This is a genomic window from Thermodesulforhabdaceae bacterium (assembly GCA_037482015.1).
Lineage (GTDB): Bacteria > Desulfobacterota > Syntrophobacteria > Syntrophobacterales > Thermodesulforhabdaceae > JAOACS01.
The window spans coordinates 33,815-48,595 of record JBBFKT010000003.1; the positions used below are offsets into that span (position 1 = coordinate 33,815).

The 14,781-nt window shown below is 42.3% G+C and carries 14 protein-coding genes; 4 read left to right on the forward strand and 10 right to left on the reverse strand.

The window, feature by feature from the left end; genetic code table 11:
* Window positions 1-10: 10 nt before the first annotated feature.
* Entirely contained in the window at window positions 11-1,750 is a 1,740-nt protein-coding gene (gene rpoD / locus WHS38_05585; protein ID MEJ5300444.1) for an RNA polymerase sigma factor RpoD, read from the forward strand.
* A 198-nt stretch (window positions 1,751-1,948) separates the two neighbouring features.
* Here the strand turns inward: rpoD and WHS38_05590 are convergent, their stop codons facing one another.
* The 3 genes from WHS38_05590 to WHS38_05600 all read right to left on the reverse strand — a co-directional run bounded on the left by WHS38_05590 (window position 1,949) and on the right by WHS38_05600 (window position 4,790).
* On the reverse strand, window positions 1,949-2,212 hold the full coding sequence (locus WHS38_05590) for a cytoplasmic protein (protein MEJ5300445.1): 264 nt from the start codon (window positions 2,210-2,212) through the stop codon (window positions 1,949-1,951).
* Window positions 2,213-2,242: 30 nt separating this feature from the next.
* The gene (locus WHS38_05595; GenBank protein MEJ5300446.1) at window positions 2,243-3,589 is read right to left on the reverse strand and encodes an inositol-3-phosphate synthase; all 1,347 of its coding nucleotides are present in this window, start codon (window positions 3,587-3,589) and stop codon (window positions 2,243-2,245) included.
* Between the two features lie 124 nt (window positions 3,590-3,713).
* Window positions 3,714-4,790: a 4Fe-4S dicluster domain-containing protein gene (locus tag WHS38_05600; protein ID MEJ5300447.1), complete on the reverse strand. Its 1,077-nt coding sequence runs from the start codon at window positions 4,788-4,790 to the stop codon at window positions 3,714-3,716.
* A 175-nt stretch (window positions 4,791-4,965) separates the two neighbouring features.
* On the opposite strand from WHS38_05600, the gene WHS38_05605 reads away from it, so the two are divergent.
* On the forward strand, window positions 4,966-5,901 hold the full coding sequence (locus WHS38_05605; GenBank protein ID MEJ5300448.1) for a DMT family transporter: 936 nt from the start codon (window positions 4,966-4,968) through the stop codon (window positions 5,899-5,901).
* On the opposite strand, the gene WHS38_05610 is transcribed toward WHS38_05605, so the two are convergent.
* Together WHS38_05610 and WHS38_05615 are read right to left on the reverse strand one after the other, a co-directional pair.
* Window positions 5,898-7,586: a PHP domain-containing protein gene (locus tag WHS38_05610; GenBank protein MEJ5300449.1), complete on the reverse strand. Its 1,689-nt coding sequence runs from the start codon at window positions 7,584-7,586 to the stop codon at window positions 5,898-5,900. The genes WHS38_05605 and WHS38_05610 overlap by 4 nt on opposite strands.
* Window positions 7,573-8,181 carry a VOC family protein gene (locus WHS38_05615; GenBank protein MEJ5300450.1) on the reverse strand — a complete coding sequence of 203 codons (609 nt, stop codon included), beginning with the start codon at window positions 8,179-8,181 and terminating at the stop codon, window positions 7,573-7,575. Before WHS38_05615 ends, WHS38_05610 begins: the two co-directional genes overlap by 14 nt.
* Before the next feature lie 180 nt (window positions 8,182-8,361).
* Here WHS38_05615 and WHS38_05620 point away from each other — a divergent pair, with 180 nt between their 5' ends.
* Together WHS38_05620 and WHS38_05625 are read left to right on the forward strand one after the other, a co-directional pair.
* Window positions 8,362-9,441 (forward strand): TRAP transporter substrate-binding protein, encoded by a 1,080-nt coding sequence (locus WHS38_05620; protein MEJ5300451.1) that lies wholly within the window; start codon window positions 8,362-8,364, stop codon window positions 9,439-9,441.
* A gap of 27 nt (window positions 9,442-9,468) precedes the next feature.
* Window positions 9,469-9,831, forward strand: coding sequence for a DUF488 family protein (locus WHS38_05625; GenBank protein ID MEJ5300452.1), 363 nt, complete (start codon window positions 9,469-9,471; stop codon window positions 9,829-9,831).
* Between the two features lie 26 nt (window positions 9,832-9,857).
* Here the strand turns inward: WHS38_05625 and WHS38_05630 are convergent, their stop codons facing one another.
* From WHS38_05630 to WHS38_05650, 5 genes are all read right to left on the reverse strand, one after another.
* Window positions 9,858-10,754 carry an NAD(P)H-hydrate dehydratase gene (locus WHS38_05630; protein MEJ5300453.1) on the reverse strand — a complete coding sequence of 299 codons (897 nt, stop codon included), beginning with the start codon at window positions 10,752-10,754 and terminating at the stop codon, window positions 9,858-9,860.
* 58 nt (window positions 10,755-10,812) lie between these two features.
* Window positions 10,813-11,376, reverse strand: coding sequence for a DUF3343 domain-containing protein (locus WHS38_05635; protein ID MEJ5300454.1), 564 nt, complete (start codon window positions 11,374-11,376; stop codon window positions 10,813-10,815).
* A gap of 3 nt (window positions 11,377-11,379) precedes the next feature.
* Window positions 11,380-11,601 carry a sulfurtransferase TusA family protein gene (locus WHS38_05640; GenBank protein ID MEJ5300455.1) on the reverse strand — a complete coding sequence of 74 codons (222 nt, stop codon included), beginning with the start codon at window positions 11,599-11,601 and terminating at the stop codon, window positions 11,380-11,382.
* 13 nt (window positions 11,602-11,614) lie between these two features.
* Window positions 11,615-12,712: a YedE family putative selenium transporter gene (gene yedE, locus WHS38_05645; GenBank protein MEJ5300456.1), complete on the reverse strand. Its 1,098-nt coding sequence runs from the start codon at window positions 12,710-12,712 to the stop codon at window positions 11,615-11,617.
* A 147-nt stretch (window positions 12,713-12,859) separates the two neighbouring features.
* The gene (locus WHS38_05650; GenBank protein ID MEJ5300457.1) at window positions 12,860-14,713 is read right to left on the reverse strand and encodes a KUP/HAK/KT family potassium transporter; all 1,854 of its coding nucleotides are present in this window, start codon (window positions 14,711-14,713) and stop codon (window positions 12,860-12,862) included.
* Between the last annotated feature and the right edge of the window lie 68 nt (window positions 14,714-14,781).

The following is a 14,781-nucleotide window of genomic DNA, read 5'->3' on the forward strand; positions in this document are numbered from 1 at the left end:
GCAGGTCAATATGGACGAACTAAGAGACCTAATCTCTAAAGGAAAAGAAAAAGGTTACCTGACTTACGATGAACTTAACGAAGCGCTTCCTGAAGAAGCGCTTTCGCCAGACAAACTTGACGATATGATCACAATCTTCGATGAGATGGAGATAGAAATCGTCGATTCTGAAGACGATTTCGCTGCTCTAAGGGCCAAAACTGTCAGCACACCGGTAATGGGATCCATTGAAGATGAAGCAACTGTAGAAGAGGAAGATCTAACCTACGACGATATGTCAGCTCGAGTGGCCGATCCGGTCAGAATGTATCTCAAGGAGATGGGACAGGTAGCTCTGCTAAGTCGGGAAGAAGAAGTGGAAATCGCAAAGCGAATTGAAATTGCGGAGCGAGAAGTGTTCAATGCCATTATGGAATCGTCCATAGGAGTAAAGGAAATACTATCAATTCGAGAAAAACTCGAAGATGGTAGGCTTGATGTTTTCCAGGTTCTCAAAGACTTAGACGAAGACATAACCGACGAAGAAAAAGAGGAACTAAAGCAAAAGTTAATTTCTATCCTTAATCGAGTTGAAGAATTGGATACAGAAAACAGATCACTTCAGGTCAAAATCCTGGAAGAAGACATCTCAACCGAAGAAAAAGAAAATATTCAAAAGCAAATAGAAATAAACCGCGATGAGATTGCATCTCTTCTTAAGGAACTTCAGCTTGGCAAAAGCCAGATTGATGCCGTGGTGGACAAGCTCAAACTGTATCTTCATGAAATAGAGCGGTGCGAAAGAGAAGTCAGAAAGTGCGAAACCAAGTGTGGAAAACCCATTACTCAACTCGAAGAAATATACGGACGGGAATCTTCTAAACCCGTCTCTACTGATGTTCATTATATCGACGAACAATTTTTAAAACTCATATCCAAGGCTTTAGAAGCTCAGGAAAAGATAAAAAAGCTCGAACTGGAAGCCAAAATTGATGTCAAAACTCTTAGAGACATCCTGCATAGAGTTGAAACGGGGATGAGAAAGGCCAAGCAGGCAAAAACGGAACTGATTGAAGCGAACCTGAGGCTTGTTGTTAGCATAGCAAAAAAATACACCAACAGGGGCTTGCAGTTCCTGGATCTTATTCAGGAAGGTAACATCGGATTAATGAAAGCTGTGGATAAGTTTGAATACCAGAGAGGCTATAAATTCAGCACTTATGCCACCTGGTGGATACGGCAGGCCATCACCAGGGCTATTGCTGACCAGGCTAGAACCATACGAATTCCTGTGCACATGATTGAAACCATCAATAAGCTCATAAAAACATCTCGTTACCTGGTGCAGGAACTTGGAAGAGAGCCAACACCCGAAGAAATAGCTGAAAAAATGGAACTTCCGGTGGACAAGGTTCGTAAAATCCTGAAGATCGCAAAGGAACCCATAAGCCTTGAAACTCCTATAGGAGAAGAAGAAGACAGTCATCTTGGCGACTTCATAGAGGACAAAAAAATTGTGAATCCTGCTGATGCAGTCATCAGTCTAAATCTTGCTGATAAAACCAGAAGAGTGCTGGCAACCCTTACACCCAGAGAAGAAAAAGTTCTGCGCATGAGATTCGGCATAGGAACAAAGGCGGATCATACCTTAGAAGAAGTCGGACAGGAATTCCATGTGACGAGAGAACGTATCCGCCAGATAGAAGCTAAAGCTCTAAGAAAATTAAGACACCCCAACAGGAAAAAGGAATTGAAGGGCTTTGCTGAGTAGGAAAAAACTGGACACCACAACAGTGAAAAACAGAGTAGAAGCGATAAATTTTTCTTTCTGTTCTCCAATCGTTAACGTATGCACTCGATAGTCGGTCAAAATTAGGATTTGATAGATACGGCAGGGAAAAGAACCATATTAAGAGGAATTTTATCGACAAGGGGCGCAGGAGACCGAGCGCCCCTTCCATTTCTCAAACTAGTGGCTTTCATCGTCTTTCAAAAACAACCGATGGTATTCCTCTTCTGAAAGATGAGCCTTCAGGAACCTAAAGATTAGCTCGAACAATTCGGAAATCTCATTATCAGTTAGTCGCGGCACAAGCACCTTAAGAAGTTCGTCATCGGAGAATTTCTGGAGAAGATACATTATAGATTTTTCATCGATCTCTCTGGAAAAACCAAGAGCCACCATTCCGTCGTATTCATCAACAAATCTGTGGGAATGCTTCAAATTACGCATGCTCATACCTGTAGGGATAGGCTGCTTGTTTTATTCTGATCCATTTTCCATGTAATAATCCAGCCCGAAATGAGTAATCTGTTCTTCCCCCATTAAGTAGCGAAGAGTATTTTTCAGCTTCATGTGCTGAATGAACAAATCGTGCTCAGGATAGAGATTGCTTTTATGCATTGGGCTCTTGAAGTAGAAAGAAAGCCACTCCTGAATGCCGCTCATATTAGCTCTTCTAGCAAGATCCACAAAAAGAACAAGATCCAGCACCAAAGGTGCCGCCAGGATGCTGTCTCTACACTGAAAATCGATCTTAATGTGCATTGGATATCCAAGCCAACCGAAAATATCGATGCAGTCCCACCCTTCCTTATTGTCACCTCGAGGCGGGTAATAATTTATGGTCACTTTATGGTAATAATTCTTATACAGCGTGGGATAAAGGTGAGGCTGAAGTATATAATCTAACACAGAGAGTTTGCTTTCTTCCTTTGTCTTGAAGGAACCTTCATCATCGAGCACAAGTCCATCGCGATTTCCGAGAATGTTCGTCGAATACCATCCCTCAAGACCAAGCATACGAGCTTTGAGTCCTGGAGCAATGATGGTTTTCATGAGAGTCTGACCCGTTTTAAAATCCTTTCCCGCTATGGGAACCCTATTTCGATTAGCAAGTTCTATTAAAGCAGGAATATCAACTGTAAGATTCGGCGCTCCGTTTATGAAAGGAATTCCCATTTCAAGAGCTGCCAGAGCGTAAAGCATGCTGGGAGCAATGCTCGGATGATTCTTTTCTACAGCATCGAGAAAGGCATCCAAAGATTCATGAATCGGCTCTTGTTTGATATACACTTCGGTGCTTCCACACCAGATCATAACGCAGCGAGAAACTTTTTCACGGTCACAGAAATTACGAATATCTTCCTTCAGAGCTTCCACCAATTCACGATAGTTCTTTCCTTCCTTTATATGAGTCCCATCGAGATTTCTCACAAATCTTCTATCGAAAACCGCTGTCATGGGCACAATGCTTGCCAAAAAATCCCTTATTGGTTCAATGTGATCTCGCTGGAGGACTCGAGCGTATTTAGCTGCTTCGTATAGATTCGCTTCATAAATATCCCATCCCGCAAACACCAGATCACTTGGTTCGGCAAGAGGCACAAATTCTTTGATCTTCGGTGCTCTTCGTTCATAGCGCTTGCCCAGACGAATAGTTCCAAGCTGAGTCAGCGACCCTACCGGTTCTCCCATGTTACGCCGTATTAGTTCCACCCCGGCAATAAAGGTAGTGCTTACCGCTCCACCAATACCTGGTATAAGAACACCAAGTTTACCAACGGGCTTTTCAATCTGGTCTTTCCGCTTAATATCCTTTTCTTTCAAGGCTTTCCCTCCAGCTAACCAATTTCTCCCAGATGAACCCCTGGGAATCTTTCATCCCCAAGGGCACAATAGACTCAAACTTCGAGAAAAGTCAATTAACCTAAAACCAACTTCATTGAAAAATTTAACGCTTCGACATGAGAGCCATCCGCTCCTGAAAGATTTTCATGTAAGTCTCCTTAAGAGATGGCGGAATTTCCTTCTGTTCAGAAGCAGGCTTTTCCTGAAGCGTTAGAGCTCCTTCGGGACAGGTGGTAACACAAAGTCCACATCCAATGCACCGATCCCTGTTAAGCACGGCAGATTCTTCACCAAGAGAAATAGCTTCCATCTGGCAACGATCAACACAGATTCCGCATAACACACAAAGAGACTCATCAAGGTTGGCAACATAACGAGAAACTACAAAATGAGCTGGTTTGGGAAGTTTTTTAAGATTCTTAAGGATCTGACAACAACAACCACAGCAGGTGCACATGGCGGTTATTTTCTGAGCGTTGGATGGCTCGAGAACCCGTCCGTCCCGCTCTGCTTCCTTTATAATTTCAAGAGCTTCTTCTTTGGTTATAAGCCGCCCAAGACCGTTATCAACGTAATACTGGGCTCCTACTCCAAACACTAAACAAGACTCCAAAGGACGATCGCACCCATTACCGCTCATCCTGTGCTCTTTGCGGCAAATACAAGGAGCAACGGCAATAACTTCTTCACTCTCTATGAGCTTTCTAGCGTCTTCATAAGGCATAATGGACTGTTGAGCCGTAATGGCTCCCGGGATAGGAACAACGCGAAGTTGAGGCGTCTTAAGGTTCATAAGGTGCTGAAAGAAATAGGGCAAATACTCACGGAGATCAGCAATAAGTTCAGGAGTTAAACTATTTACATGATACTCCCAGATGCCTACAACAAACTGAGCAGCCATATACCTTTTTTCAGAGCCTTTTCTAACTCTGAAAATAAGCCCTTTTTTAGCCATGTTCTCAAGTCGCTCAGCAACTTCATCAACATTGCCGCCCACTTTCTGAGCAATCTCTTCCGGGGTTTCAAGCTTGAAAGTAAGTTTGCTCGCAAGTAGTGCTTCTTCGGGAGTAAACAAACGCTTCAGAATTCTGATTTCCACCCTAGACGGCGTTCTAGGATATCCCGCCGGCAAACGATTTAGATGATCTGCAAGCATTTCGTAAACGTTATCATTCACCATTTCCTTCTCCTCCCCCTCTTCTTAGAAATCACATCACAATACAAAACCAACCGTCTGGTTATAAAAACTCAAAGCACCTTGCAAGGAAAAAGATCATACTATAAAACTCACAAGACAATCCTTCAGGAACTTTTTACGGCGATAGGGCGCATTGAGAAATGACCATTAAACGTCGATGATCAGAGGTAATGAAGAAAACATGCTCCACAATAAAGTAAAAATCGCCATTGCTGTTATTATAGCCATTTGCGCTATTTCCTCCGCATCCATTTTAATAAGACTTACCGAAGCTCCAGCTCTAACAATTGCCTTTTACCGAGTGTTCATAGGGACAGGTATCTATTTCCCCTTTGTGCTTATCCAAAGAAAGGTAAATACTGAGGCGTTTCATAAAGCAAAAGCGCCTTACAGGATGCTTCTAGTATGTTTTGCTGGAGTATGTCTTGCCGCCCATTTTGGCTTCTGGATCTCTTCACTCCGCCATACATCCATTGCAAGTTCAGTAAGCCTTGTTAACACAAGCCCCATTTTTGTGGCGCTTTTCTATCGCTTTTCAAAAAATTATCCCAGCGAACTGGGAAATCGTCCAGGATGGATCTGGGCGGGGGTAATTTTGGGAATGATTGGAAGTATTGGCCTTGCTGGAAGTGATTTATTTAACCCCGAAGGACATTCTCTTTTCGGAGATTTTCTAGCTGTCATGGGCGCTATCAGTTTAGCCGGCTATCTTGTCACAGGAAGAATAATCGGTTCCAGCATTCCAACCGCAACTTATCTTACCTGTGTTTACGGATCTTCCAGCATTATTCTTTTCTTACTGTGCCTTCTTACCGCATCTCCTCTGTTTAACTTCACCCAAAAAACCTACCTCATGCTATTCCTGATCGGGCTGGTGCCTCAAGGCATTGGACATTCCCTGATAAACTGGTCTCTTCGTCACCTTCCTGCAACCATTGTATCCCTCTTCGTAATAGCCGAACCTATAGGAGCAACCGTTCTTGCAGCTTTGATTTTGAGGGAATATCCGGGCATTTCAACTATAGTATTTATGGCTCTAATTGTAGCTGGAATATCAATGAGTAACTTCGCTTTTGCAAAACAAAAACCCTAATTTTTCCACGGTTTTTCTAACATGAGCTTTTTCATGCTTGCCCGATCCTTTGTATTCCACACATCGCCGGCGCTTAACCATCCCTTTCTAGCAGTAAGAATGCCGTAGCGAAGGTAAAAATCTCCACGATTGTGGGCATCGGGGTTTATACTTACAGGTATTCCAAGAGCCTTTGCTTTTCTACAGTTTTTCCAATCGATATCCAATCTGTAGGGATGAGAATTTAATTCCAGGATTTTCCCATACTCCTTTGCTTTTTCTAAGACAGCGTCCATATCCACGTCATAGCCAGGTCTTGCCAGCAAGAGCCTTCCTGTCGGGTGCCCCAGCATAGTAAGACAGGGATGACTCAGAGCCTTCAATATGCGATCTGTCATGGTTTTTCTGTCCATCTTAAAATGGCTGTGGATTGAACCTATTACGAAGTCAAAAGATTCCAGAATTCTGTCCGGGTAATCGAGAGACCCATCTGGACGAATGTCTGACTCAATGCCCCAATAAATATCAATTTGTGGATAGCGTTCCCTAATAATTTCCACTTCTTCTCGCTGCCTTTTTAGCTTTTCTCCTGTTAATCCTCCCGCGTAAGCTGCAGAAACGGAATGATCCGAAATGCCCACATATTCGTAACCGAGCTCCAGACAGATCCGGACAATTCTTTCAAGTTCTAAAGCTCCATCACTTGCGGTAGTATGAATATGGAAAATCCCCTTTATATCGCGCTCTTCTATCAAAATCGGGATTTCGTTTTTTCGAGCAAATTCAACTTCCCCAAGACCTTCCCTCAGTTCTGGGGGAATAAAGGAAAGTCCCAGGCTCCCGTAAAGTTCGGCTTCGTCTGCAAATTTCTGTAAGAGCAAATAACCAGGCTCTACCCCCAGATCTCTTACATGGTCTTTGTTTCCCGTATAGACAACAAGTGGACCAGCACCATGCGCCTGTCTAATATCAACAACCATGTTCTGGAAGTTCCCAACCACACGAGTGTAACCAAATTCGTCAAATAAAATACTAAAGGATTGAAGCAAATTCACCCGAGCCAGTTCATCAATCCACTGAGACCCATCCACATCAATCAGGATATCCACATCATCGGTATATTCCTGAAAGCGCCTGAGAGCTCCAACAAGAGTCACACTTCGAACACTTTTAAGATCCCGCAACAGGCTTAAGATCTCATCAGCCACAGCATAAGCATCTGGAGCATGACGAAATTTCTGGATCTTTTTTAGATTTTCGATAGCCGAAAGAATCTTCTCCTGGCTCCTGAGACCAAAACCTTTTATGCTGACGAGACGATTTTCAAGGCAGGCGTATTCGAGTTCACCTAAGGAGGTTATGCCGAGTTGAATATAAAGAGCTTTTACTTTTTTTGAACCAAGTCCGGGAATTCGAAGTAAGTCTAACAAACCGGCAGGAAAATTCTTCTTAAGTTTTTCATATTCTGAAAAAGTTCCTTCGGTGCACCATTCCGATATATAGCGAGCAATAGCCTTACCTATACCGGCGAGAGTTTCAAGTTCTCCTTGCTTTGCTAAAAGGCACACATCCTCTTGAAGAGACTCCACTATGCTAGCGGCTCGCTCAAAAGCTCTAGATCGAAAAACATTTTCATCCATTATTTCAAGCATAACCGCAGTAAGCCTAAAAAGCTCCCCAAGGTCTTTATTACTATGATCGGTCATTCAAATTCTCCCAATGATCCTTTCTGTCTTCAAACTGATCCCGCTCTCCAGGATAAACGACACGCTCTCCCTCAGGCAAAGAAGAAACTTCGGGACGTCTTTTGTCCTGAGGGTTAGGTCCTTCTTTAGCAAGAGACGATGGATCAACATCTAAAAGCCGCGGCTTTTTATGAGGGTCTAATTCATCTACAGCCCAGCTGAATTCTATAGCAATGCCGTTAGGATCAAAAGAATAAAGAGACAAAATAAAACCATGATCGATCACTTCTGAAACCCAGTAACCTTCGGCTTCAAGAAGCTGCTTGAGTTCCCACAATCTTTCTTTGCTTTCTACACCTATAGAGACATGATCGAAAACAAAGGGACCTTTTACCGGAAAGCCATGATCCTTTGGTTCAATGGGCTTAACCTGAGACCATTCAAAAAAAGCGATGGTATCAGTCGAAGAAATCTCAAAAAAATAATGGCGATAACCTGGCTTCCCAAGCCCAAGAATTAGACGCATTCCAAGAATATCGCGCCAAAAACGAATCGTTTCATCCATGTTACCGGTCGCCATAGCAAGATGATGAATGCCTGTGTAACCAGCCTTCATGACCTGCCTCCCATAATCTTTTTATTCTTATAACTAACACAAAATAAATATAGCGAGATAAAATTTTTATCTTTGTGGCTAAACTTAAAATGTGCTAGTTTATCTATTACTTACAAAAAGTTGATATTCTTTAACGGAGCATTCATTTTATAAGCGTAGCAACAGAAGGAGGAAAAAAACATGAAGAAAAATACAAAGAACCAACTGTTAGCTACTATTGTTATCTCGTTACTGGCTATTTTCAGTCTGAACTCTGTAGCTTTGTCAGAAACAAAACTTACCTGCAACGCCATATATCCAGCAGATAGCCTAATAACCAAAGGAGTTATTGAATTTGCTAATCTGGTGAAAGAATACACTAAAGGCTCCGTTATAATAGAAGTTCATCCAGGTGGAAGCCTGGGCTACAAAGGTCCTGAACTGCTTGGAGTGGTAAGAGACGGCGTTATTCCCATGTCGGACATTCTGATGGGCGTTGTCCAGGACAGCGAAAAAGTCTTTGGCTTACCATCTCTTCCAAGATTAGTCCTAACCTATGATGAAGCGGCGAATTTTTACAACACCGCAAAACCTCTCTATGACAAAGCTGCAGAAAAATGGAACCAGAAAATCCTTTATGCAGCTCCCTGGCCCCCTACCGGGCTTTTTACAAAACAGGAAATAAAAACTGTTGCGGATTTGAAAGGGCTTAGAGTAAGAGTCTATAACAAAGAAATAGAAAAACTCTTTATTCTTCTTTCGGCAAATCCCCTTCTTCTTTCCTGGAAGGACGTGCCTGGAGCTGTTAAGGAAGGTAGAGTCGATGCTGTTCTCACAACGGCAAATGTGGGAGCCGCAAGTAAATTTGGGGAACATTTCAAATACTTTATGCCATTACATCTAGATTTTCCCCTAAATATGGTCACCATAAATCTGAAAACCTGGAATAGTCTTTCCAAGGAACAGCAGGCAGCAATAGAAAAGGCAGCGGCTGAAATCCAGGCAAAACAATGGGAAGCTTCCAAAATCGACAATTCAGAGGGAGTAAAAACTTTGGCCTCCCAGGGAATTATCATAGCCATGGGAGGAGGAGCAAATTCTGAGACCAGGCACGGCATAAAAGTTGCCGCTGAAACCGGTGTTTTTCTTACCGGGCTTGATAAGAACTTCCAGACTGAACTCGACCTTGCAGCAAAAAAGGTGATTGACGATTTCATTGCAACTGCAGGAAAAGATATCGCTGACCTGCTAAAATCCTATATGGCATCGCTAAAAAGATAGTCTTAAGAAGGAACGAGAGGGGAAATTATGGCTGTCTTCATTAAGCACATTTCCGACTCTTACGATTCACAGGACGGGCTGAGATATCTGGTCTGTGACATACCAGATAGTTATTCGGCGGAACAACTTATGCTCGACGGGTGTATTAAAAATCTTTCACCAGAAAAAATTTATGACAACATGAGCGATGACGAATGGAAGATCTTTCGAAAGAATTACTATCAAAAGCTAATGCAGCCGGAAAATGAACCCATCATAGACTCCCTTGCAAAAAAAGCAATGGAAGGAAACGTAACAATTCTTTTTGTAGAATCACACAGAACCAGAAACCATGCAATGGTGTTAAAGACTCTTCTTGAGCTAAGAATTAAAGCCGAGTTTGAAGATTAAAACTTTTGTGCTTGGCGAGCCTCAAATCAGACGGCACCGCCAAGCACTTTATTAAGAGCATAAGGAATCTTCTCAATAAGGTTGGTAATGGGAGTTGCAACCGTTGGTTTTGCCAGGCTACCAGCCATGCGATTGGTTTTTGCAGCTAAAACCATCGCATCAGTAATTTCCAAACGAGAAGCAACAAGAGCCGACACAATGCCTGTCAAGGTATCTCCTGTGCCACCTATAGCTTCCAGTTCTGGCACATTAGGTTCTGAGATGGTAGCCACTAGCTGTCCCTGAACAACAATATGATCAACCGCTGCTTTTACTAAAAGGTTTTTGGCGGCGTTGCCATGAGAATAGGCTCTTTCAATTAAGTCAAAAAGCCTGTTGTTCTCATGAAGCAAAAAGCCACGAGTGTAAAAAGGATGAGGGGCTTCTTCGTCAGCAAGAAAAGCAAGCTCTCCAACGTCTGGCGTAAAAAGATCATACAAACTCGCCTGTCCGCTCATTTTTGCCACATACATAAACCCAGCATCAGCAATAAGAATAGGCCTGGGCGAAATCTTTTCAAGTGCGATAATGATTTTCCCATGCCAGTCTACGTCAGGGAAAAGATAATGAAAGACCAGAACATTTGTTCTTATCACGTCGGGATTTTCCACTAAGTAACGGTATATTGCCCTACTTCCATATCCTTGGCCATTATCTCCTGCAAGAACTGCTCTAAGAAGTCCCCCTCCATGATTTTTTAGAACCTCATAGGCAGCACCAAGCAGAGCTGCCGTGCCTCGCTGGGCGGGAAAAGTCCATCTACCAGAAATAGTGATGATTCCATTCGAATACTCCACATCACCTGTAATAACAGGAACTTCTGGAAAAGGCAGAGTGCCTACAACCGTAAGGGATTTTCGCTCTCTTTCTAACTGTTCTTGCATCTATTTGCTCCAGCAAAATATCAAGCCCCTGTCAAAATCTCTCATTAGGAACCACACACTATGCCTGCGGTCGGGGACAGAGGCTTTTCCCGTGTTCCAGGGCGAGGCTGAGAGCGTAAGCGCACAAAGTGTAACCTATTTCACGGGGGGACGGGGCGTCCCACAGAGTTTTACCTATCATCTGCGCCGCCACAAAAGGAACATCGGGACATCCTCCACCGGAGATATTTACAATCAACCCAGAGCCTTTTTCAAAAGATAGCTTCATATTTGCTGCTCGAACCATGATAAAATCTCCAAACTCCTTAACATGAAAAAGACTTACAGGAGAAAGCAAAGGGGAAGAGACAGGAACTGTCTTAACAGGTTCAAGGCCTTCTGCTTTGAGAAGCCTGATGACCTGGAGTTGAATTACTATCGGGAAAACAACCACTAGATCACAGCCCGTTCTAAGCTCCGGTGGAGGTCCCATAACTCTAACATTATACCCTGCATCCTTTAACACCCGTTCGGCTTTGATAACTTCTGAAGTATTTTCAAACACCAGCATCCCTTCAGAAGCAGAACTCTGCTCTGGTTTGAGCAAATTCTTTTTTCGCTTAAAAACCGAGAGAATTCCCATCTTTTAAGCCGCTTTACCTATAGTGATGATGTAACCAATCCCCTGAGGTTCAACCTCAAGCACTTCCCATCCTACCGTTTTAACCATCCTGGCGATGTTTTCTCTCGCCGTATCCGTATCAACCAGAATACGAAGCCGGTTGGACCTGGAAGCTTTAATTTTTTCTAGCGTTACCAGCACAGGTTGAGGACAAGAAAGTCCTCTCACATCTACCAATTCTTCCATCCTTACCCCCTCCTTACTGCTGTTTTTGTTTCATCGCAAAGCCGATCCACAGGCAAACCACAAAGCCAACAATTATTGCCGCTATGGAATGAGGCCCAATGCCCTTAGGCGAAGCGGCAAAACCGAAGTTATGAGAGAAAGCCGCTCCTACTATCATTCCAGTCACAAAGAGAGCCGCATCGCCATCACCTTCACCGGCAAGAAAGAGTTGTCGTCCCGGACAGCCTCCTGCAAGAGCAAAGGCAAGTCCGGCAAGAGCCATACCAAGGAAATTCCAGAGGAACATGGAATGAGCAATGGGCTGGTTGGAAAAACCGGGACGGAATTGTCCCAGGATAAGATTTGTAAGAAATGCAAAAACAGCAAGGGAAACAATTCCTGAGAATAGATGAGCGTTTCGGAAAAGTATAAGGTCTCTCAAAGCACCCATAGTGCAAAAGCGGCTTCGTTGAGCTATAAAACCGATCAGGATTGCCACAAATAGCGAGACCAGCAGAGGAGCGCGTTGTGAACCAGGTCCCTCAAGGCTGTAGAAAAGCACTCCGCTCTGAGCCTGTCCCTGAACAGGGGGATAAATTATGCGAAGGATTAGAAAAGCGACCATTATCAGAACAAGTATAAGCCCAACGGGGACTGGTGCTGGATTTGATCTGCCAGGGTTATAACCTTTTCTGAAAAAGAGAGTCCCTATCCAGACCCCGAATAGAAGCCCAAGAATACCGAAGATAGCATTACCGTCTCCGCCAGCTAGCCTTAGTAAAGCTCGCCAGGGACATCCAAGAAATACAAGCGCTCCCACCATAGCGAAAAAACCAAGAATAAATCTAACAATTGGAGCAGAACCTGCCCTTGGTCTAAATTCTTTAAAAATCAAAGCAGCAATAAACGAACCCAGGACAAAACCAATGATTTCGGGGCGAAGATACTGGACCACCGCCGCTCGATGAAGCCCCAGAGCACCGGCAATATCCCGCTCCATACAGGCTACACAAATACCCATATTTGGCGGATTGCCCAGTTTTTGAAGACAGGCGGCCAAGATACCAATAACTCCACCAGTAACAATAATGCCCAGAGTCGTTGCAAAAGGATTCTTGATGGAAGACCTCATCCTGTTCCCCTCCCGATAGTTCATAAAGACTATTTTCTGCAAAATGCCAGAAGATCTTTAGAGACATAGGAACAGGAAATCAAATTCAAAGGTTTAATTTTATTATGTGTCTTTTATTGAGTTTATCTATACAGGATAGCTAATGATTTACATATATACTCGAGTAATAACACCATGTAATTTATCAGGCGGGAGTCTATAGAATTGCACAAAGGTAGGGCTAAGCTTTTTCATGATTGAAAATATTTTCCAAACAATGTTGGATGTTACTATATCCTCTACCCCATAAAATATAACCTTTTCATCGATGCCAACTTTTCTCAAAAGGGCTTCAATGTCTACAAACTCCATATAGCCATGTTCTATATTAAAAACTCGTAAACCTTCCGAAAGATTATCTTTGAAAGAAAATTTGACTCCAAAAGGGGAATCTAATTTTGTTATTGATACAATGATATTGTCTTCGTAAATGATATTATTAGTAAACATAGTATTGACAATATATGGAGACACTTTATCTGTGACCCTAGCGAAAAAGAGACTTGTTCCTTTTATTTTAGTTGTATTTTTATATAGTTCTTCATATTTTTCAATAAAAATTTTCTTATCTATAGGATTAAGGACTTGATAAAGTCTCTTTTGTCCTGACGTGTATATAAGAATTGCAACAAATGGGAAAAAAGCTATAATAATTGACCAGTAGCCTCCATGTGGAATCTTATATAAGTTAGACACCAAGAATATCAAGTCAATAAGCGTTATGAACATTGATATACTTGCTTTTAATATGTTATTTCTCAAATAGAATATGCACGTCATCATAATTCCGGTGAGAGTCATCGTTCCTGTAACGGCTAGTCCATAAGCAGCCGCAAGTCGGTTAGATTCTTTAAAATCATACATTATAAACAATACAAAAAACAGTAAAAACCAGTTTATAGAGCCTATATATATCTGCGAACTTAATTTGGTTGATGTATAATCAACCTTCAGAAGAGGCATGATACGAGTCGTTATGCCTTGATAAACTATAGAAAACATCCCACTTATCATTGCCTGAGATGCAATTACAGTTGCCATTATACTTATAATAAGGAAAGGAACATAGAGACTACTGATTTGGTGATAAAACATACCAAATAAAATATTCTTCGTCTCAGGATGTTCCATAAGAAACGCTCCTTGCCCAAGATAATTCAAACAGAGAGCTACAAACACAATCTTCCATGCTTCCACAATAGGCTCTCGTCCAAGATGTCCCATATCAGCGTAAAGGGCTTCTCCACCCGTTGCACAAAGAATGACCTCAGAAAGAATAAAGAATCCAGTTAAACCATGGTCCATTAAAAACCGGACAGCATAATAAGGGATAACAGCTTTCAAAATGGATGGTTCATGAAGGATTGCCTCAACACCAGAGATAGCGAGGAGAGAAAACCATAAAGCCATTATTGGTCCAAAAATAATAGATACGTTCCCTGTGCCTTTTTTCTGAAATAAAAACAACAATATGGCTATAATGGAAGCTATCAAGACAAGAATATCCTGAGAAACATTCGAAAAACCGGGAACTAAAAGTAAACCTTCAACAGCACTTAGAATACTTATAGCCGGAGTAATCACTCCATCACCCATTAAAAGCGATATTCCAATAAATGACAGAAATGTAACAAAACCAATCGCCTTTTTTGATTTAAGAAGTGATACAAGTATTTCCTTTAGAACTATTGTACCGCCCTCTCCTTTTCTACTAAGACCCATGGCCAAATAGGCATATTGCAGAGAGACTAACGTGATAAGTGTCCATACAATAAGAGATACAACGCCAATTAAATTCTCCTGAGTAGGCTTTATAATTGAAAATATTACCGTTAACGTATAAATTGGGCTTGTGCCAATATCTCCAAAAACAAGCCCAAGTGACCTTATGACATCCTTGGATAGAACATTTCTGTTAACAATCAATTTATTAAAAACCGCCGATAGATGGCTTGAACTCATCTTATCTTCTCTCCATCACTCAAAACTACAGATAAACCCTGTCTGGGTTTTACTCCTCGGGAAATTGT